Origin of the sequence: Thiobacillus sp., from assembly GCF_018780105.1 — a bacterium.
Taxonomy (GTDB): Bacteria; Pseudomonadota; Gammaproteobacteria; order Burkholderiales; family Thiobacillaceae; genus Thiobacillus.
In genome coordinates this window covers 232,056-251,044 of sequence record NZ_JADMKC010000007.1, presented here as the reverse complement: position 1 = coordinate 251,044, position 18,989 = coordinate 232,056, and the positions used below count along the sequence as shown (strand labels likewise).

General features: G+C 63.3%; 16 protein-coding genes, 1 tRNA gene and 1 riboswitch. Of the genes, 6 read left to right on the top strand and 11 right to left on the bottom strand.

What is annotated here, in order from left to right:
• Positions 1-12: 12 nt before the first annotated feature.
• The 4 genes from IV098_RS07710 to IV098_RS07695 all read right to left on the bottom strand — a co-directional run bounded on the left by IV098_RS07710 (position 13) and on the right by IV098_RS07695 (position 3,918).
• On the bottom strand, positions 13-1,497 hold the full coding sequence (locus IV098_RS07710; protein WP_296887749.1) for an AMP-binding protein: 1,485 nt from the start codon (positions 1,495-1,497) through the stop codon (positions 13-15).
• Positions 1,494-2,222 (bottom strand): thermostable hemolysin, encoded by a 729-nt coding sequence (locus IV098_RS07705; protein ID WP_296887746.1) that lies wholly within the window; start codon positions 2,220-2,222, stop codon positions 1,494-1,496. Before IV098_RS07705 ends, IV098_RS07710 begins: the two co-directional genes overlap by 4 nt.
• A gap of 209 nt (positions 2,223-2,431) precedes the next feature.
• The gene (locus IV098_RS07700) at positions 2,432-2,890 is read right to left on the bottom strand and encodes a hypothetical protein (RefSeq protein WP_296887743.1); all 459 of its coding nucleotides are present in this window, start codon (positions 2,888-2,890) and stop codon (positions 2,432-2,434) included.
• Between the two features lie 8 nt (positions 2,891-2,898).
• A complete protein-coding gene (locus IV098_RS07695) occupies positions 2,899-3,918 on the bottom strand; it encodes a hypothetical protein (protein WP_296887741.1) in 1,020 nt (339 codons plus the stop codon).
• A 136-nt stretch (positions 3,919-4,054) separates the two neighbouring features.
• On the opposite strand from IV098_RS07695, the gene IV098_RS07690 reads away from it, so the two are divergent.
• Positions 4,055-5,821, top strand: a complete 1,767-nt coding sequence (locus IV098_RS07690; protein WP_296887737.1) for an ATP-binding protein — start codon at positions 4,055-4,057, stop codon at positions 5,819-5,821.
• Positions 5,818-7,197 carry a sigma-54 dependent transcriptional regulator gene (locus IV098_RS07685; RefSeq protein ID WP_296887734.1) on the top strand — a complete coding sequence of 460 codons (1,380 nt, stop codon included), beginning with the start codon at positions 5,818-5,820 and terminating at the stop codon, positions 7,195-7,197. The genes IV098_RS07690 and IV098_RS07685 overlap by 4 nt, the downstream gene beginning before the upstream one ends.
• A 104-nt stretch (positions 7,198-7,301) precedes the next feature.
• Here the strand turns inward: IV098_RS07685 and pgl are convergent, their stop codons facing one another.
• The 7 genes from pgl to thiS all read right to left on the bottom strand — a co-directional run bounded on the left by pgl (position 7,302) and on the right by thiS (position 12,952).
• Positions 7,302-7,985, bottom strand: coding sequence for a 6-phosphogluconolactonase (pgl, locus tag IV098_RS07680; RefSeq protein ID WP_296887731.1), 684 nt, complete (start codon positions 7,983-7,985; stop codon positions 7,302-7,304).
• A complete protein-coding gene (gene zwf, locus IV098_RS07675) occupies positions 7,982-9,463 on the bottom strand; it encodes a glucose-6-phosphate dehydrogenase (RefSeq protein ID WP_296887729.1) in 1,482 nt (493 codons plus the stop codon). Before zwf ends, pgl begins: the two co-directional genes overlap by 4 nt.
• On the bottom strand, positions 9,460-10,374 hold the full coding sequence (gene gnd, locus IV098_RS07670; RefSeq protein ID WP_296887726.1) for a phosphogluconate dehydrogenase (NAD(+)-dependent, decarboxylating): 915 nt from the start codon (positions 10,372-10,374) through the stop codon (positions 9,460-9,462). The genes zwf and gnd overlap by 4 nt, the downstream gene beginning before the upstream one ends.
• Positions 10,375-10,508: 134 nt before the next feature.
• Entirely contained in the window at positions 10,509-11,144 is a 636-nt protein-coding gene (locus IV098_RS07665; RefSeq protein WP_296887724.1) for a MarC family protein, read from the bottom strand.
• 30 nt (positions 11,145-11,174) lie between these two features.
• Positions 11,175-11,861, bottom strand: a complete 687-nt coding sequence (gene trmB, locus IV098_RS07660) for a tRNA (guanosine(46)-N7)-methyltransferase TrmB (RefSeq protein ID WP_296887722.1) — start codon at positions 11,859-11,861, stop codon at positions 11,175-11,177.
• Positions 11,862-11,864: 3 nt separating this feature from the next.
• The gene (locus tag IV098_RS07655) at positions 11,865-12,668 is read right to left on the bottom strand and encodes a thiazole synthase (RefSeq protein ID WP_296887720.1); all 804 of its coding nucleotides are present in this window, start codon (positions 12,666-12,668) and stop codon (positions 11,865-11,867) included.
• A gap of 80 nt (positions 12,669-12,748) precedes the next feature.
• Positions 12,749-12,952, bottom strand: a complete 204-nt coding sequence (thiS, locus tag IV098_RS07650) for a sulfur carrier protein ThiS (protein ID WP_296887718.1) — start codon at positions 12,950-12,952, stop codon at positions 12,749-12,751.
• 95 nt (positions 12,953-13,047) lie between these two features.
• Here thiS and IV098_RS07645 point away from each other — a divergent pair.
• The 4 genes from IV098_RS07645 to mutY all read left to right on the top strand — a co-directional run bounded on the left by IV098_RS07645 (position 13,048) and on the right by mutY (position 18,877).
• Positions 13,048-13,121 (top strand) — tRNA-Gly (locus IV098_RS07645).
• 75 nt (positions 13,122-13,196) lie between these two features.
• Positions 13,197-15,275, top strand: a complete 2,079-nt coding sequence (locus IV098_RS07640) for a DUF1631 family protein (protein WP_296887716.1) — start codon at positions 13,197-13,199, stop codon at positions 15,273-15,275.
• Positions 15,276-15,367: 92 nt separating this feature from the next.
• A riboswitch (cyclic di-GMP riboswitch) is annotated at positions 15,368-15,452 on the top strand.
• 80 nt (positions 15,453-15,532) lie between these two features.
• Positions 15,533-17,776: a DUF1631 domain-containing protein gene (locus IV098_RS07635; protein WP_296887714.1), complete on the top strand. Its 2,244-nt coding sequence runs from the start codon at positions 15,533-15,535 to the stop codon at positions 17,774-17,776.
• Between the two features lie 48 nt (positions 17,777-17,824).
• The gene (mutY, locus tag IV098_RS07630) at positions 17,825-18,877 is read left to right on the top strand and encodes an A/G-specific adenine glycosylase (protein WP_296887712.1); all 1,053 of its coding nucleotides are present in this window, start codon (positions 17,825-17,827) and stop codon (positions 18,875-18,877) included.
• The last annotated feature ends 112 nt before the right edge of the window (positions 18,878-18,989 follow it).

Below are 18,989 nucleotides of genomic sequence, written 5' to 3'. Positions count from 1 at the left end.
TTCCTGTGCTGATTAAGATTGATATAAGGCATCGATATGGGCGGCGTACTTGCCCAGGATTGCAGTTCGGCGCAGGCGGCCGTTCGCTGTCGACAGGCCGTTGCCGGGAGTGAACGGCTCGGCGGCGCTGATCCAGCGCTGCACCTGCGCGTAGTCGGGTAGCTGGCGATTGGCCTGCGCCAATGCCGCGTCAATGGCGCCAGCCGGGGTGCCCGGGTAAGGCACGATCACCGCGCAGTTGAAGGGCCTGGCCTCGCCGAAGATCGCGGCCTGGGCAATGCCGGCATGCGCCACCAGTTCGCCTTCCACCCATTCCGGTGCGACGTTGCGGCCGAAGGCCGTGATGAACAGGTTTTTCTTGCGCCCGGTCAGGAACAGGAAGCCGTCGGCGTCGAGGTGGCCGAGGTCGCCGGTGGCGATGCCGTCCGTTGCCGGTGCGCTGGGTTCGCCGAGATAGCCGAGCCAAGGCAGGCCGCGAACCCGGATTTCGCCGTCGTCGGCGAAGTCGATCCGTACATGCGGCAGGGGCTTGCCAACACTGCCAGCGCGCTGTGTGCCCGGGCGGTTGACCGCGACCACGGAGCCACATTCCGACAGGCCGTAGCCTTCAAAAACAGGCAGGCCCAGCGCCCGCGCGTTCTCCAGCAATCGCAGCGAGACCGGCGCACCGCCGACCGCCAGATAACGCAGGTTGCGCGGCAGCGGCGCACCGGCCTGGCCGGCCGCCACCACGGCCTGCAGCATCTGCGGCACCATGATTGCGCTGCTGGCTTGCCATTCGCCGAGTGCCGCCAGCAGGCGCCCGACATCCAGCCCGGAACTGCCGGACAGGCCCACCGCGGCGAGCAGCGGCAGGCAAACCGTGGCACCCGCCAGCAGCGGAGCGTAGAGGCCGCCGACGTTCTCCAGCAGCGTGGCCAGCGGCAGCAGGCACAGATGGCGGTCGTCGCGGCGGGCCTCGCTGGCGTAGCCCAGCGACTCGGCCACGGTTTCCATCGCTTCCCGAGCGAGGCACACGCCCTTCGGCTCGCCCGTCGTGCCCGAGGTGAAGGTCACCTTTTGCGTGCCGTGAGGCAGGGGGGCGGCGTCATCCGCACGTGTCTGCAGATGAACCCGCTGCAATGAGCCGTAACAAGGCACCGCCTGCAGGTCCGGCTGCTGGAATGCGAGCTGCAGCCGTTCGGGATGGTCGGTCAGCACCTGATCGATCCCCGCTGTTCTGATCACGTGGGCAAGCTGGGCGGCAGAAAAGAACAGCGGCAGCGGAATGGTGGGGATGCCGGCTGCGTGTGCGGCGAGATCGGCCAGCGCCCACGCCGTGCCGTTGTCGGCCAGGATGCCCAGCACACGCGGGTTGCTCGCCTGCAATTGCTGGGCCAGCGCGTCGATTGCCGGCAGCAGCTCGCCATAACTGAGCGAGCGGGTCTCGTCCTGCAGCGCCAGTTTCCAGGGATCGCTGGCGGCATGACGCTGCAGGGCAGCGATGATCCGACTCACGCAAATTCCTTTGGCTGCGCCTTGTCTGTCGCGGGCGGGGGCAGCATGGCCCGGTAGCCTTCCGCGATATTGCCGACCAGCACACGCGGTCCATGCGCGTAATAACTGCCCCAGGCGGCGCGTTCTTCGACCGGCAGGCGGTCAATCGTGGCCGCCTGGATGTCGATCGGGCACAGGCCAAGGCGGCAGAATGCATTGCGCAGACTGGTGGTGCCGGTGAATACCACCCATTCGTAGCCTTCGCGGCGCAGGCGTTCCGTCAGCAGTCCGATCATGGCGCGAACCACGCCCGGAACGGCTCCGGAGAAGTGGCCGACCTCAACGATGAGCCGGCGTTCGACCGTGACGCCGACGCGCTCTGCCAGGGTTTTCTCGATCGGCGTGTCGAGATACTGTTCGAGAAACAGATTGCGGCTGGCCGAGCGCAGGCCGAAGGCGCCGCAGATCTCGCCCTCACGGTTGCGCACGCTGAACAGGCGCGGCATGAAGCCTTCGATGCGGGAGCCGAAGCTTTCGGCAAAGCGCTGGCTGATGAAGCTCTCTACGGCTGCGCGGTCGGCCCCGGCATGCTCGACCAGTTCGAAAGACGGGCGGGAGGCTCGCTTGGTGGCAGCGGAAGCATCTTGTTTCGCACCCTGGCTGCTGGGGAAAAGAAAGCTGTGCAGGGCGTTCAGCGATGAACGGATTTCCAGGGGCAGCAGTGGGGCATGGGTCAGGGAAGACATCGGATTCCTTGGCATGAGGTGCGGCGAGGCCGCAGGGCAGATGCCAAAGACAGTGCAAACCCAGTGCCAGCTAGCCTGGAAATCCAAAAAATATGTTCAAGCCATTGATGTTGAATGCGAAAACAAATTCGCGCGCGTGTACTCGGGGGCTGTCACGGCGTGCGCACCGCTGCTTTGCTGCAAGTCTTGTTGACCAAACTTGCAGACCACTACTTGGGGCAGGGGGGCAATTCGCCGACCGTCAGGACGACCGTGACGCCCTGTTCCGGAATGCAGGTCGACACATAGCCGATCGCGCCGGGCGTGGAACGTACAAACAGAATGACCGCTTCTTCCGACTCCAGTACGTGCGGCGGCAGCACGCCGTGGAAGTACATTGTGCGCCAGTAGTCTTCCATCTCCGCCGGCAGTTGCCCCAGCAGGCTTTGCGAAAAGACGCGGCGCAGCGGGTGGGAAGCGGGCAGGTTGACCGGCTGGACGCGGGTGCCGTTTCCCCAGTATTTCTGCTTGCGCTTGAAGATCAGCGAAATGGCCTCGCGCGACGGCCGATAGTCGGAGACGCCGGGCGCAGTGATGACAGCAAACGGGCGTTCCGCCGCCCAGGCGTCGGGCACGGCAAAGGCAAAGATCAGCAGCGTGGAAGCCAGCAGGGACGGAAGCGTCGGCATGCCGGGCTTCAGAAAAGAATGCTGAGCGAGGACATGAAGCCTTCCGGGGCGCCGCTCTGATTGTTCCTGCCGGCGATCCATTCGGCCTTCAGCACGACCGCGGGGGTGTAGCGGTAATTCAAACCGGCAACGAACAGCTGGGTCGCCTGCGTTGCCCCGGCCGGCTGGTACACCTCGTAGCGGCCCACGGCGTAGGTTTTTTCGGCAAGCGGTACGACCAGCTGGCCGAAGGCGCCGCGCTCATCCCTCAGGTGTCCCTTTTCCGAGAACCGGTAGGCCGCCTCGGCGCTGAACTCATAGCGATTGCGCGCCCAGACGAAATCCAGTCCGGCGATCTGCCGGGTCTCGTCCGGGTCGTCTTCCTGCTCGAACATGGCGAGGGAAAACCCGACTTGCCCCTCGCTCGAAACGGGGAGGGTTGCGTGCGCCCCGAAGACTTCGTCAAACGTGTCGATGCCCGGATTGGGGCGGATCTCGTTGCCTCGCGAGCCGTACAGGGTGTACTCGAAGCCCGTTGCCACGGCGGGCAGGGTGCCGTAGAGCATCAGGCCGGTGACGTTGGTCGGAAAGATGCGGGTGGTGGTGAGGGGGCGTGAAGTGGTCCACACCAGCGGCGTGGCATGGATCAGGTTCCAGCGGCCGATCGGGGTGAGGAATTTGCCGGCGCGGAGGGTGGCCGTATCGGTGACGTCGTAGTCGAGGTACAGGCGCTCCAGTGCCAGGTAGCGCTCTTCGCCCTCCTGGCCGGCCGAGTTGGACGCCAGCACGTTCTCGTAATCCAGCTCGGAAAAGAATTTCCAGCGGCCTTCGCCCTGCCACCAGACGAACAGGCTCAGGTTGTCGAGGGCGACACGCGACGGCGCGTGCTGCAGGTCCTCGTAGCTGGCGGTGGCATAGCCGCCCAGCGAGAGGCCGGTGTCCGCCACTTGCAGGCCATGGCCCAGCCGGTAGTCGATGTCGGAAAGCGTGTTGTCGGCGGCGGCCACAATGCCACTGAACAGCAGACAGAAACTGGCGATCAACCGCACGGCAGCACACAGGCGCTGCCGCAGCGCTCGCGTTGGCCGGCCCGCTGGCAAAACAGGGGGCGGCGTCATACGGGATTTTTCATGGACTGCTTACGCTCCGGTCTCATTCCAACATTCATTCGGCTACCATTCCGCTGTGACCATACGCAAGACGCTACTCGTCGCCTTCCTCAGCGTCGGCCTTCTGTCCGCCATACTTCTGGCCAGCCTGGCTTTTGTCAAGGCGCGCGAGGCGGTGCAGGCAGAAATCGAACGCAACCTCGCCATCCAGGCGACCGGGGTCGCCGCGGACATCGACAAGATGATGTTCGAACGTCTGCAGAACGCGGCCACCTGGAGCCAGCTCGACATCATGCAGGACATGCAGGTTCGCGATGTGGACAAGCGGCTCTCGCATTTTCTGGCGGGCCTGCAGGCCGGCTACCAGGATGTCTACCTCGACCTGTCCTGCGTCGATCCGCAGGGCCGCGTCGTCAGCAGCAGCGACGCCGCCCGGGTTGGCCAGCAGGTGGCGAGCCAGCCGGTCTGGCTCGGCGCATCGCTGTCCAATGCCCGCATCGAACTCGAATCGCCGGTCGCGGGCGAGGCCGGCGCGCTGCTGATGCGGGTGCCTCTGGTTTCGACCTTTGCCAGCGGCACGCTCGGCCAGTTGCGGCTGAAACTCGACTGGTCGGAAATGAACGACATGCTGGACCAGGCCACCCGCGGCGGCGGCGGCCGCACCCTCGCCATCCTCGACCGCGAAGGCCGGCTGATCGCGGCCTCGCGGTCGTTGCGCGAGCGCGGCTTGTTGCTCGGCACAGCGCTCGCCGGCTGGCGCACGGGAACTGGCCAGGCGGTGTCGCTGCGCGCGGGGGCGCCGGTGGCCGCTTCCGAGGTCATCGTCGGCGCCGCCCGCTCGCATGGCTATGCCAACTTCGCCGGCTTCGGCTGGACCACACTGATCATCCAGCCAGTCGACCAGGCGCTGGCGCCGGTGCATCGCATGGCGCTAATTTTCCTCGGCCTGCTCAGCCTCATCGCACTGCTGACCGTTTCCATGGCCACCTGGGTCAGCCGCGAGATCGCGCGGCCTATCACCGCCCTCACCGGGTTTGCCCGCGGCTACATGCGCAACAAGGTGCTGCAGGTGCCACCAGTCGCACAAGGCGGCGAGGTGGGCGAACTGACCGAAGCCTTCGTGCAGATGGTGCGCGACATCGACCAGTCGCAGCAAAACCTGGTGCGCGCCTCCAAGCTGGCGGTGGTCGGCGAGATGTCCTCGGTGATCGCGCACGAGGTGCGCACGCCGCTGGGGATTCTGCGTTCCTCGGCGCAGATGCTGCAGCGCGAATCCGCCCTCAGCGACGAGGGCCGCGAGCTGGTCGGTTTCATCGAGAGCGAGACCGAGCGCCTCAATCGTCTGGTGTCGGCCATGCTCGATACCGCACGGCCGCGTGCGCCCTCCTACGTGGCAGTGGACATGCACGACCTGATCCGCAAGAGCATTGCCATGCTGGGCGCGCAGGCCGGCAAGAAGCAGGTCAGCGTGACTGCGTCGCTCCTGGCGGCGCAGCCGGTGGTCGAATGCGACGCGGAACAAATGACCCAGGTCCTGCTCAACCTGCTGATGAACGGGCTGCAGATTCTGGCGCAGGGCGGCCACATCGAAATCGCCACCCACGATGACGCGCGCACACTCTTCATCGACATCGCCGACGACGGTCCGGGCATCGCCCCGGCAGAACGGGCGCGCGTGTTCGAGGCTTTCTTCTTCAAGCGCGAAGGCGGCATCGGGCTCGGGCTCGCCATCGTGCAGCAGATCGTCAGCGCGCACGGCGGCGAAATCGAAGCGCTGGAAAGCAGACTGGGAGGAGCGCTGTTCCGCATCCGCCTCCCCCGCACACCGACTGGAGCAGTATGAAAGGCAAACAGATCCTCGTCGTGGACGACGAGCCGAAGATGCGGCGCGTCCTGGAAATCCTGCTGCAGAAGATGGGCCACCGCGTGCTCGGGGCCGGCAACGGCGTCGAGGCACTGGCGCTGTTTCAGGCCAACAGTGTCGACCTCGTCATCACCGACCTGCGCATGCCCGAAATGGACGGTATCGAACTGCTGGCTGCGCTGCGGGCGCAGGCGTCGGAGGTGCCGGTGATGGTGATCACCGCGCATGGCACCATCGAAACCGCGGTGGCCGCCATGAAACACGGCGCCAGCGATTACCTCCTGCGACCGTTCGATATCGATGTGGTGGAACTCGCCGTCGCGCGCGTGCTAAACGGCGCTGAGGTGGCACGGCAGAATGCCTTCCTGCGGCAGGAAATCAATCGCGGCTGGGATGCCTTCATCGGCACCAGCCAGCCGATGCAGGCCGTGTATGAACTGATCCAGCGCGTGGGACCGAGCAAGGCCTCGGTGCTGATCACGGGTGAGACGGGCACCGGCAAGGAATTGGCGGCGCGGGCGGTACACAATGCTTCGCCACGCAGGGACAACCTGTTTGTTCCGATCAATTGCGCAGCGATTCCGGCAGACATCCTCGAAAGCGAACTGTTTGGCTACGAAAAAGGCGCATTCACGGGGGCGGTCAAGGAGCGCATCGGAAAATTCGAACTGGCCGATGGCGGCACGATTTTCCTCGATGAGTTGACCGAAATGCCCATGGCCCTGCAGGCGAAGCTGCTTCGGGTTCTCCAGGAAAACACCATTGAGCGCCTGGGTGGCAACCGCGTGATCAACCTCGACCTGCGCGTCATCGCTGCCACCAACCGTGATCCGCTGGAAGGTGTGCGGGGGGGCAAACTGCGTGAAGACCTGTACTACCGGGTCAACGTTTTTTCGATTGAGTTGCCGCCGCTGCGCAAGCGGAAGGAAGACATCGCAGGCCTGGTCGAACACTTTATTGCCAAGCATGGGCATTCGACGGCCGACACAAAACTGGCCCCCGGGGTGCTCAAGCGACTTGAGGAATACGCTTGGCCCGGAAACGTCCGCGAACTCGAAAACATGGTTGAGCGGGCGCTCATCCTGAGTGGGGGCGGACTGCTGAAAGAGGTGCATTTTCTGCTTGAGCCCAAACCGGCTGAAGTCATGCTCAAGACATCCAGTTTGCCGGCCGAAGGATCGAAAACAACGCCCCCGTTGAACCAGGCGGTTGAAGATCTCGAAGCACGCCTGATCGATGAAGCGCTGACCCAGGCCGAAGGCAACAAGGCCCGCGCCGCCGCGCTACTCGACATCAGCGAACGCACCCTCTGGTACAAACTGAAGAAATACCGTCCCGACCAGAATCCCTCCTGAGCGCGATCACCAGGCCCGGAAGCACGAAGATCGTTGGCGCTTTTCCTACTGAAGCAACTGCCTGGGCTGATTGTTGTGCATGAGGGTGTTGCCCGAACACCCAATCATGTATCGGTCGACCAGGCCGCCCGGTCTATCCAGGCTGCGGTTTGCTGCTTGCCGTGTATCGCCGACACGGGTAAGGATGCGCCGTTTTTCCAGCACGACAACGCCTCGCGCTTGCCCGCTCCCGTGACCACAAACCACACCTGCTGACTGCGATTCAATCGCGCGACTGACAGGCTGACACGTTCGGGCGGCGGTTTCGGCGCGTCGTGAACGGCCAGCACGTCCGCGCCGTTCCAATCGTGGCCGGGAAACAGACTGGCGGTGTGGCCATCCTCGCCCATGCCGAGCAGGACCAGATCGAAATCAGCCACGCCAGCCAGCCACGCGCCATACGATTCAGCCGCAGCGCGCGAACCCAGCTCAGCCGGTATCGGCCGCCGGTTTTCCGGCGGAATGGCCGATGCCGCCAGCCAGGCTGCTTCGATCGCTCCGCTGTTGCGCTCGGGGTGGTCGACCGGTAAACAACGTTCGTCGCCATACCAGACATGCCAGCGCGCATCGCCCACCTGCTGACTGGCCAGCGCCCGATACAGCGCGAGCGGCGTGGTGCCGCCTGCCAGTACCAGATGAAAGTCACCGCGCGCCGCAATCGCGGAAGCTGCTTCGGCACACAGCGCGGCGCTCAACTCGGCCACCAACGCGTTGGCGTCGGCAAAAACGTGCCAGGCCGGCAGACTCACAACTCGTTGCGCCAGGTCTGGTCGTCGTTGTCGAACAGACGGTTGGAATCCGCCGGGCCCCAGCTGCCGGCCGCATAGGTGGGGATGTAGTCGCGTTCGACCGTCCAGTGCTTGAGAATCGGATCGACCACCCGCCACGCCCACTCGACTTCGTCGAAGCGCAAAAACAGCGAGCGATCGCCTTCGATCACGTCGAGCAGCAGGGTTTCGTAGGCGTCGAGCGTTTCCTCGTCGGTTTTCAGGAAGCTCGCGTTCATCTGCATCATGCGCGTATCCATGTCGAGCCCCGGCTGCTTGACGTGGATTTCCATGCGCATCGATTCGTCCGGCTGGATCGACAGCAGGATCCAGTTGGGCTCGATCGATTCGAGCGGGGTTTCACGGAACAGCTGCTGCGGCGGATGACGAAAACGGATCGCGATCATCGAAGTCTGGTGCTTCATGCGCTTGCCGGTGCGCAGGTAGAACGGCACCCCGCGCCAGCGCCAGTTGTCGATGTAGAACTTGGCGGCGACATAGGTTTCGGTGATCGAGTTGGGCTCGACGTTTTCCTCTTCCTGATAACCCAGTACCGGCTGGCCCTCGACATTGCCGCGCGCGTATTGCGCGCGGATCGCGTGCGCGTGCACCGCGCGCTTGGCGATGGGCCGGATCGAGCGCAGCACTTTCACTTTTTCGTCGCGCAGCGCGTCGGCTTCCAGCGCGGGCGGCGGCTCCATCGCCACCACGGTCAACAACTGCATCAGGTGGTTCTGCAGCATGTCGCGCAGCGCGCCGGCGCGGTCGTAATAATCGGCGCGCTTTTCGATGCCGATGGATTCGGCCACGGTGATCTGCACGTGGTCGATGAAATTACGGTTCCACAGCGGCTCGATCAGGGTGTTGGCAAAGCGGAACACCAGCAGGTTCTGCACCGTTTCCTTGCCGAGGAAGTGGTCGATGCGATAGACCTGTTCCTCGCCGAAGTTCTGGTGCAGCAACTGGTTCAGCACGCGCGCCGATTCGATGTCCTCGCCGAAGGGCTTTTCGATCACCACCCGGTTCAAGCCGCGCGGCTTGTTGAGGCCGACCGCTTCGAGGTTGTGGATGACGGCGGAAAACTCGGCCGGCTTGATCGCCAGGTAAAACACCGTGCTGGAGCAGGCCGACTCCGGCGGCAGGCGATCGGCCAGCGCCTGGTACGACGCAACATTGTTGAGGTCGCCCTGCTGGTAGCGGAAGCGCGCGATGAAGCGCTGGAATACCGGTGTGTCGAGGCTGCCCTTGACCTTGCTGCCCAGCACCTCGCGCATGTGCACACGCCATTCTTCATCGCTCCAGGGGCGGCGTGCAAACGCCACGATGCTCAGCGATTCGGACAGCCGCGCGGCGACTTCCAGGTGGTACAGCGCGGGCAGCAGTTTGTTGCTGGCAAGGTTGCCGGTGGCGCCAAAAATAACAAACGTGCACGGCAAAACTATTTCGTGATCAACACTCATGTGGACTCTTCCTTGATTGCATGGCCGCCAAAGCCCTGGCGCATTTTGGCGAGCATTTTGGCTGCGTAATCGTTCTTGCCCTGCGTGGCGAAGCGCATCATCAGGGACAGCGACATGACCGGCGTCGGCACGCCCTGCTCGACCGACTCGAGCACGGTCCAGCGGCCTTCGCCCGAATCCGACACATAGGGCTCGATGCTGTCGAGCGCCTGGTCCTTCGCCAGAAAATCCGCCGAAAGATCCAGCAGCCAGGAGCGCACCACACTGCCGTGCCGCCACAACTCGGCGATGTCGCTCATGTCGAGATCGAAATCCGACTTGCCTTTCATCAGCGCAAAGCCTTCGGCGAACGCCTGCATCATGCCGTACTCGATCCCGTTGTGAACCATCTTCACGAAGTGTCCCGAGCCGACCGGGCCGGTGTGCAGCCAGCCGGTGGTGGGGGTCGGCGCAAAGGCTTCCATGTAGGCCTTGAGCCGGGCAGCGGCGGCATCGCTGCCGCCGAACATGATGCAGTAGCCGTTCTCCAGACCCCATACTCCGCCCGACACGCCGGCATCGGCATAGTCGATCTGCTTTGCGGCCATCAGCTCGGCACGGCGCTGATCGTCCTTGTAATAGGCGTTGGCGCCGTCAACCACCAGATCGCCCGCACTCAACAGCGGGGTCAGTGCCGCCAGTGCCGACTCGGTGGCCTCGCCTGCCGGCAACATCAGCCAGACGATGCGCGGGGTCTGCAATGCCGCCACCAGATCGGGCAAGCTGGCGCAAGCGAGGTGCCCGGTCTCGGCGGCGATGGCTTCGCTGACTTCATGGCTGCGATTGTGGATGGCAATCTTGACGCCCTTGCGCGCCAGACGCCGCGCCATGTTTCCACCCATGCGACCCAACCCGATAATTCCAAATTCCATTTTGACTCCTCGTTGAAGCTAGGTAGCTACCTGCATGGCGCAACAATCGTGCCAACAGCCAACTCGTGAAAGGACGCGCGTTTGACGCGCGATGAAGATATACCGTGCACCTGTCAGGGGCACCATGCACCGCATCAGGCCAGCAAGCCCGGAAACAGCGTGCCCAGCCCGGTCGCGATCATTTCAATTGAAATGGCCGCGATGATCAAGCCCATCAGCCGCGTGACCACATGGATCCCGGTCTTGCCGAGCCGCCGCGCAATCGCCGGCGCTGCGCGAAACGACAGCCACACCGATAACGCCACCAGCGCTACCGGAATCAGCAAGGCCATCTGTTGCACCCAGTTTCCATGCGTTGCCCCCGCCGCCACGATCACATGGGTAATGGCGCCTGGACCCGCCAGCAACGGGATGCCCAGCGGGACCACGCCGACCGCATCGCGCGCCTCGGCCTCCACGGCCTCATCGCGCGTTTGCCGTTGCGGACTGACGTGCGCCTGCACCATCGACAAGGCCAGCAGAAGCAGCAGCAAGCCGCCGGCAACCGAAAAAGCGGCGAGGCGAATGCCGAAGAAACCGAGGATGGGTTCGCCAAGGAAGGCGAACAGGGTCAGCACGCCCAGCACGGTCAACGCCGCAATGCGCGCAGCCGAACGGCTTTGCGCCTGCGAGTAGCCCTGGGTGGCGACGAGAAACAGCGGAATGACGCCGACCGGGTCGACGATGGCGAATAGGGCGAGTGCGGCCTTGGCGAGTTCAGCGATATCCATGCCGTGCATCATAGCCGCACGGCATGAGGCTTATTCGATTCGCGTGAAGACCAGATCCCACACCCCGTGCCCGAGGCGGATGCCGCGCTGCTCGAACTTGGTGAGCGGGCGCGTTGCGGGACGCGGTGCATAGTCGGCCACCGTATTCACCAGCAGCGGTTCGGCTGCGAGCACGGCGAGCATTTGCTCGGCGTAGTCCTGCCAGTCGGTTGCCAGATGGAGGTAGCCGCCCGGACGAATGCGGCTGGCCAGCAAGGCGACCAGCGGCGCCTGAATCAGGCGGCGCTTGTGGTGGCGCTTCTTGTGCCAGGGATCGGGGAAGAAAATGTGGATGCCCGCGAGGCTGGCCGGGGCAAGCATGCGCGTCAGCACCTCGACGGCATCGTGCTGGACCACCCGCACATTGGTGAGGCCGCGCTCGCCCACCTGCTTCAGCAGCGCGCCCACGCCCGGCGTATGGACCTCGACCCCGAGGTAATCGTTTTCGGGATGGGCCGCCGCAATCTCGGCCAGCCCCTCGCCCATGCCAAAGCCGATCTCCAGGATACGTGGAGCAATCCTTCCAAATGCCGCATCAAGATCGAGCAAGCCGGGCTGGAACGCCACCATGCACTGTGGTCCGATTTCGGCCAGCGCACGCGCCTGCCCGGGGCCGACCCGGCCGGCACGCAGTACATAGGAGCGGATGCGCGGATGCGCGCCAGATGCGTCAGTCATCGCTTACTTTTTGCCTGCGCTTTGTTGATCAGTAATAAGACCGCTGGTCGGCGAACTCGGGCTGGCCTGGTAGATTTTCTTCGGCATGCGGCCCGCCAGGAAGGCCTCGCGCCCGGCCTCCACCGCTTTTTTCATCGCCGACGCCATCAGCACCGGATTGCCTGCGCCGGCAATGGCCGTATTCATCAGCACCGCGTCACACCCCAGCTCCATCGCAATCGTCGCGTCGCTGGCAGTGCCGACGCCGGCATCCACAATCACCGGCACCGACAGACGGTCGATGATGATCTGCAGATTCCACGGATTGAGGATGCCCATGCCGGAGCCGATCAGGCTCGCCAGCGGCATCACCGCGACGCAACCGATGTCTTCCAGCTGCTTGGCGGCAATGGGATCGTCCGAGGTGTAGACCATCACCTGGAAGCCGTCCTTCACCAGTACCTCGGCGGCCTTGATCGTTTCGGCCACATTCGGATACAGCGAGGCCGGGTCGCCCAGCACTTCGAGCTTGACCAGACTGTGGCCATCCAGCAGCTCGCGCGCCAGCCGCAAGGTTCGAATCGCATCGTCTGCCGTATAGCAGCCTGCGGTATTCGGCAGATAGGTGTATTTCGACGGCGGCAGCGCGTCGAGCAGACTGGGCTGGCCCGCGTCCTGGCCGATATTGGTGCGGCGGATGGCGACAGTGACGATTTCCGCCCCCGAGGCCTCAACCGCGAGGCGGGTCTGTTCGAAGTCCTGGTATTTCCCGGTCCCCACCAGCAGGCGGGAGGAATAGGATTGTCCGGCAATGACGAGTGGGCTCATATATTCAAGTAAAGCGTCAGATGTAAAAACGAAGGCGCGATGGGGCAGGCCGGGGTTTCACCCCTGACACCCCGGCCGCGTCAGCCGCCGCCGACGGCGACGACGATCTCCAGACGATCGCCGCTGACAAGCGACGTGGCGGCATGCTGGCTGCGCGGTACGATCTCGCCATTTTTTTCGATCGCGATGCGTTTGCCCGCCAAATCCAGCGATTCGATCAATTGACTTACGGTAAGCGGTGCAGGAAAGCGGCGGGGCTCGCCATTGATATGAAGTTCAATCACAGGACACTTCTTCTATCCGGGGGACGTGAGTTTCAGTAGAATGCCGGATTCTACCCTGAAGCACCCAACGGGACATGAAGCTGCATCCCTGCCGTGCGGGCGTCGTATAGTGGCATTACCTGAGCTTCCCAAGCTCATGAGGAGGGTTCGATTCCCTTCGCCCGCTCCAAATCCCGGCATCAAAATACCCTGCCAGCCTGCCGCCATTCAATTTTCCGCCCGATTCAGCCGTTAACTGACGGCCATGTCTGCTTCGCTCGACCCGACTTCTGCCGTTGCGCTGCTCCACGAAGTGGAGCAGCGCATGGCGATTGCGCTGGAAAACTTTTTCCAGCGCAATCGCGAGGAAATCCAGGACACCCTCCTGCGCGCCATTGCCACCCAGATCACGCCAACAATACTGGCCGCCGGGCAAACCTCGCTGGACTGGATCAATGCCTATCCGGACACCCTGTCGACAGCCTTTGCCGAGCAGTTTCGCCAGCAACTCGACCAATCTCAAACTTTTGAACAGCAAACCAGCAACCAGTCGGCTCCTCTTCAACTGGTGGATGACGATGTGTTGGGGCGACAGCTGGCAGAAGACAAAATCGCCGCCCAGCTAACGGAGAGCCTGCGTCCCGAATTGCTGCTGCTGTTCAGCCGCCTGCAGTCCCTGATGAAAACCGCACAGCGCGAGCCCGAGCATACCCGGATGTTTGGCCCGCCACCCGTCATCCACGCGCTCTCGCGCGCCCTCGATACGCTGGACTTGACCCCGCTGAGCGGCACCCTGCTGATGCAAAGCACGATCAGCCCGCTATGCGATACGCTGAAGCACACATACAGCGCGCTCGATCAGTTTCTGAAAGAACAGGGAATCGAAGAAAGCACCACCATTCGCACCCTACCAGGCCCCACATCGCGACGCACTGAATCAGCCCTCGGCGTGGATATTCTGGCGCACATCCAGTCGGTTGCGGCGCAAAGCACGGCCGCCCAACCGACTGCCGCGCACCCATCGGCCACCGGAAGCAATCCGTCGTCCGGCACCCGTGAGCGGCTAGCCATCCTGCCAAGCTTTATCGACAGCCTTGCCCATTGGCAAAGCCAGGCAAGTCCCGCTCCAGGCAGCATCGCATCCGCGCCCTCCGCCCAACTGTTGCGACAATTGCAGCAAAGCGCCCGCCAAACCGATGCGGGAAGTCTCGATCTTGCGGTACTGGATGCGCTGGCGGGTCTGTTCGAGTTCATCCTGGGCGATCCGGATGTTTCGGCAAGCTATAAAGCTGCGATTGCGCAGCTGCAAATCCCGACCCTGCGCGTCGCCCTTGAATCGCCGGCTTTTTTCAGCGACGACCACCACCCGGCACGCCAGCTGATCGACCTGCTTGGCCAGTTTTCACGACGCTTCCCCGACACGCACCCAGCCTACGCCGATGCCCTGCAACAGGTCGAGATGGCTTGCGGGCACATCGCAGACTCTCCGCTGCGCCCAACTGAAGCATTCGAGCAGGCGCTGCGCGAACTCGGCATCTGGCTGGAAGATGAAAACACCCGTGCAGAAGCCGAGCTGAAGTCTGACGTCGCCCATCTGCAACACATCGAAAGACAGGAACTGGGCACCCTGCTGGCACTGCAAAACCTGCACGATCTCACTGCGCGTTTCCCCGCCCCCGAAGCCGTTCTGCGGCGGCTGGAAGCCGCCTGGGTTCCCTACATGGCTTCGCTCTATGTAGCCGAATCCGGCGAGGGGGCGAGCTGGCGCGATGCCTGTTCCACCTTGCTGCAGTTGTTTCAAAGCCTGCAAGCACCGCCGCCAGAAGCAAGGGAAGCCCGCTTGCGTTCCATCCCCGCAATCAGTTCTGCACTGCGCAGCGGGCTGCAGGCACAGGGTGCCGATTCCGCGCAGCTCAAAAATTTTTTCAGCGCCATCACCACAGCCCAGGAGTGCTGGATTCGCCCGGATGTCAGCCAGCCTGCCAGCGTAGTCGATACGTTCGTGCCCCAGCCCATTTCACAGGGTGAAATCGAATCGCTGGCGCGGCACCTGGCGCCCCCCGCCCCGGATGACCCTGCCCTGCTGCAAGCCGAACAACTGCTCGAAGGCGACTGGGTCGATTTCGAGCCCCCCTACGAAGGCCTGGCAACGGCGCGTGTGGCCTGGGTAGGGGTACATGGCTACCTGCTGTTTTGCGACGACGCCGAAGAACAGCGCTTTTCGCTCGACTGCACCCAGCTCGCAGCCGAAATACGTGCCGGCCGTGCACGCATTCCGGAGCAATCGCTTACCCGGAAAGCCATGCTGCGTCTCAAATCGCATTTGCTAGACAGCGCAGCGTAAATTTTTTTCCTGCAGCCCCTCAAGTTCCCCTGAAAGCCGTCGATAGATCAGCTATGCGATGTTGCGTCTGTTTCACAGGCGTATGCGCTGATCACCGAACAGGGCAAACCCGCCGCGAGACGGGGACGCAAAGTTTCCGGTCTCGATCACCCAGATCGAGATAGCGGGACTGCCGGTAGCACTCCGGCTTGACCGCCTTCCCTCGTTCCCTGATTGGCGCATCGCACATGCAGCGAGGTGAACTCATGGAGCGCGAAATGTCTGAAAACTCAGTCGTAGTCAATCTCAATCAATTCGACCGTTCACGCCGCGCCTCGTCGGGAGCCCAGGTCTCTGCCGAGACCCTGACCATGCTGAACGACTGCCGCGACCAATTGATCGAAGGGGCGACCCGCACCCTGACCCATCAGATGGAAGCCATGGAAGGCACGCTGCTGGCGATGGCCGACCGCGCGCCCCTGCTCGATACACGCAACGTCTATTACGGCGCCCAGGGCATTCTCAACAAGCAGGCGAACGAATTGCTGAGCGCATGCAAGGACGCGTATTGCCAGGGGTTCAGCAAATTCACCCTGGGGCGCGAAAAGCCCGCCACACTCGAACTCTCCGAACTCTCCCTGGTAGGCGACCAGGATTTTGAGCTCACCCTGGCCGTCGACAAGGCCACCTCGCGTCTGCGCTTCAATTGCGCCGAAGAACTGGTTGCCCTGGATGCGCGCATCGCCCATCTGGCGGCACGCCCGAATCTGGGCGAAAACGACAATCCCCTGGGGCCGCGCGCACTGTGCGAGGCGCTGCTGGACGGCATCACCCAGATGAATGTGTCGCAGGAAATCAAGATCGTGCTGATGAATCAGTTCAATCTGGTGCTCACGACCGAGCTTGCGGGCATTTATCAGGCCATCAACCGTTACCTGGTGAACCACGCCGTTCTCCCGGACCTGAAGGCCGGCACCAAGGCGCGCGCGCAGAGCCAGCCTTCGTCTGCCTCCGTTCAAGCTGCTGGCGCCGCTCAAGCAGCGGCTGGCGGTGACATGTTCAACCTGTTTGAACAGCTCGCCGGTGGCGGCAAAGGCGCAGGCGGATCCGGCGCGGGCGCCTCAGGTGGCGGTGGGTTTTCGGGTGCCGCGGGCGGGGGCGGCTTCAGCCTGCTCGACTCGCTCAGTCAGCTGCAGCTCGGCGCCATGAGGTTGCCTGACGGCGGCAGCTTCGAATTGCCGATTCTGGAAGCGGCCTCCATCCAGAACGTGCTGCGCAGCTTGCAGCAAAGTCCGGTCATGCAATCGGCCAGCCCGCTCGACGCCGTGCTGGTGGATGCCGTCGCCATGCTTTTCGATGTGGTATTCGACGAAGCCGCGATCCCCGACCGGCTGAAAGCGCAAATCGCACGGCTGCAGATTCCGGTACTGAAGGCGGCCATGCTGGATCGCAATTTCTTCTCGGAACAAAACCATCCGGTGCGGCGCATGCTGGACGCCATCGCCACCCTGTCGATCCATCTGCCCGACAACGAAGCGGGCAATGCCCGCCTTGATGCCATTTCAAACATCGTCAGCCGGGTGCTCGACACCTTCGAACAGGACATTGCCGTGTTCGACTCTGCCGCTGCCGAACTGGAGGCGATGGGCGCAACGCTGGAAGAAACCCTGGAGGAAACGGTCGATGTCAGCCTGCAACAGGATATCGCCCAGATCAAACAGGCCGAACGTGCCGAACTCGCACCGGTCATCGTGCACGATTTCATCAATCGCGCCCTCAAGGACCAGCCGGTGCCGGAAGCCGTGCGCGAATTCCTGCGGCGCGACTGGTCGCGGCTGCTCACTACGGACTACATCGAAGAAGGCGAGCAAGGCGCGCACTTCAGCAGCAGCGTCGAGACCATGCGCGAACTGGTCTGGAGCGTGCAATCCAAAGCGGATATGGATGCCCGCCTGATGCTGGTACGCATTCTGCCGGGCTTGTTGAAACGCCTGCGCGAAGGCACGACCAAAATCAACTTCCCGGCCAAGCTGGCAGACCGTTTCTACGCCACACTGGTCATCCTGCATGCCAACGCGGTGCGGCCCAACACCCAGCCCGTGCCGCTACCGGAGGCGACGCCGGCAGAAGTGGTGGAAGAGGTCGCGGCCATCGAGCAGTTCGAAGCCGAAAACACCGTTGCCGATGTGCCTGCAACAACGGAGGCCGAATCGGAACCAGCCGCCCCCGTGTTCGAAGACCTGTTCAGCCTGCGCGCCCGCTCGCTCAATAAAGGCGACTGGGTGGAGTTTCACTACGAAGACGGCACCATCCGCTGGGCGCGTCTGGGCTGGGTCAGCGGCGTCAAAAACACCTATCTGTTCTCGGATCAGGATGGCCTGAACAGCTTCTCCATCGGCCTGCACCGCCTGGCCGACAAACTGCGGCGCGGCGAGGCTGTCCTGGTCGAACGCAAGTCCATTACCGAGTCCGCACTCGGCAAGTTGATGAACCTGTTCCGCCAGAAACTCGGTCACGCCTGAGCCCTCTCCCGCCTGCCTGGGCATGTGGGGGAGTGTTACCCTGCCGGGGTGAAATCATTTGCTTCCCGCGTCATCCACTGGCAACAGCACAACGGCCGTCATACCCTGCCGTGGCAGGGCAGTCGCGACCCCTACCGCATCTGGCTGTCCGAAATCATGCTGCAGCAGACCCAGGTTGCCACCGTCATTCCCTATTTCGAACGTTTTGTCGCACGCTTTCCCAGCCTGCCCCAACTGGCAGCGGCCGACGAGGACGATGTGCTCGCACTGTGGAGCGGGCTCGGCTATTACAGCCGCGCCCGCAACCTGCACGCTGCCGCTCGATACATCATCGAGCAACACGCCGGCGTGTTTCCGGACACGCCCGAACAGATCGCCCGCCTGCCCGGTGTCGGGCGCTCCACCGCCGCCGCGATCGCAGCGCTGGCGCATGGACAGCATTGCGCGATTCTCGATGGCAATGTCAAACGCGTCCTGGCGCGCCATGGCGGGATAGCGGGCTGGCCCGGCGACAAGAAAATCGAAGTCACCTTGTGGCAACTGGCCGAGGCGCTGTTGCCGACCGGCACACTGCACCACGCCGGCGCCATCGAGACCTACACGCAGGGCATGATGGATCTGGGCGCGCTCGTCTGCATCCGCAGCCAGCCGAACTGCGCCGCCTGCCCGCTCAATGCCGACTGTGTCGCCCGCATGCAGGGCCGCACCGCCGAACTGCCTGCGCCGCGTCCCAAAAAACAATTGCCCGAGAAACAGGTGCAAATGCTGCTGCTGCTTGACCGCGGTGAGCTGCTGCTGGAAAAGCGTCCTGCACGAGGCATCTGGGGCGGCATGTGGAGTCTGCCCGAGCTTGCGGTCGACGACGACCCGGGCCGGCATTGCCAGGAACACTACGGCGTGGCCGCCCGATCGCAAAAAATCTTGCCGAAACTGAGCCACAGCTTCACGCACTTCAAGCTGCATATCCAGCCGGTGCAACTGCATCTCGCGTCCCGCCTTGCCACCGCGCCCGGCCAGATCTGGCTGCCTCCGGCCGATGCGCTGGATGCCGCCCTGCCCTCGCCCATACGCAAACTTGTTGTGCAACTGATGAAAGATTGAGTGATAACTACTGACTGTTTCGCTGACTCCATGCTATAAATCGCGGAGCTCATCACCTGCCCAGCCACCCCTTGTGACCTTTGTACGAATTGCATCCTGTTGGCTGATTGGA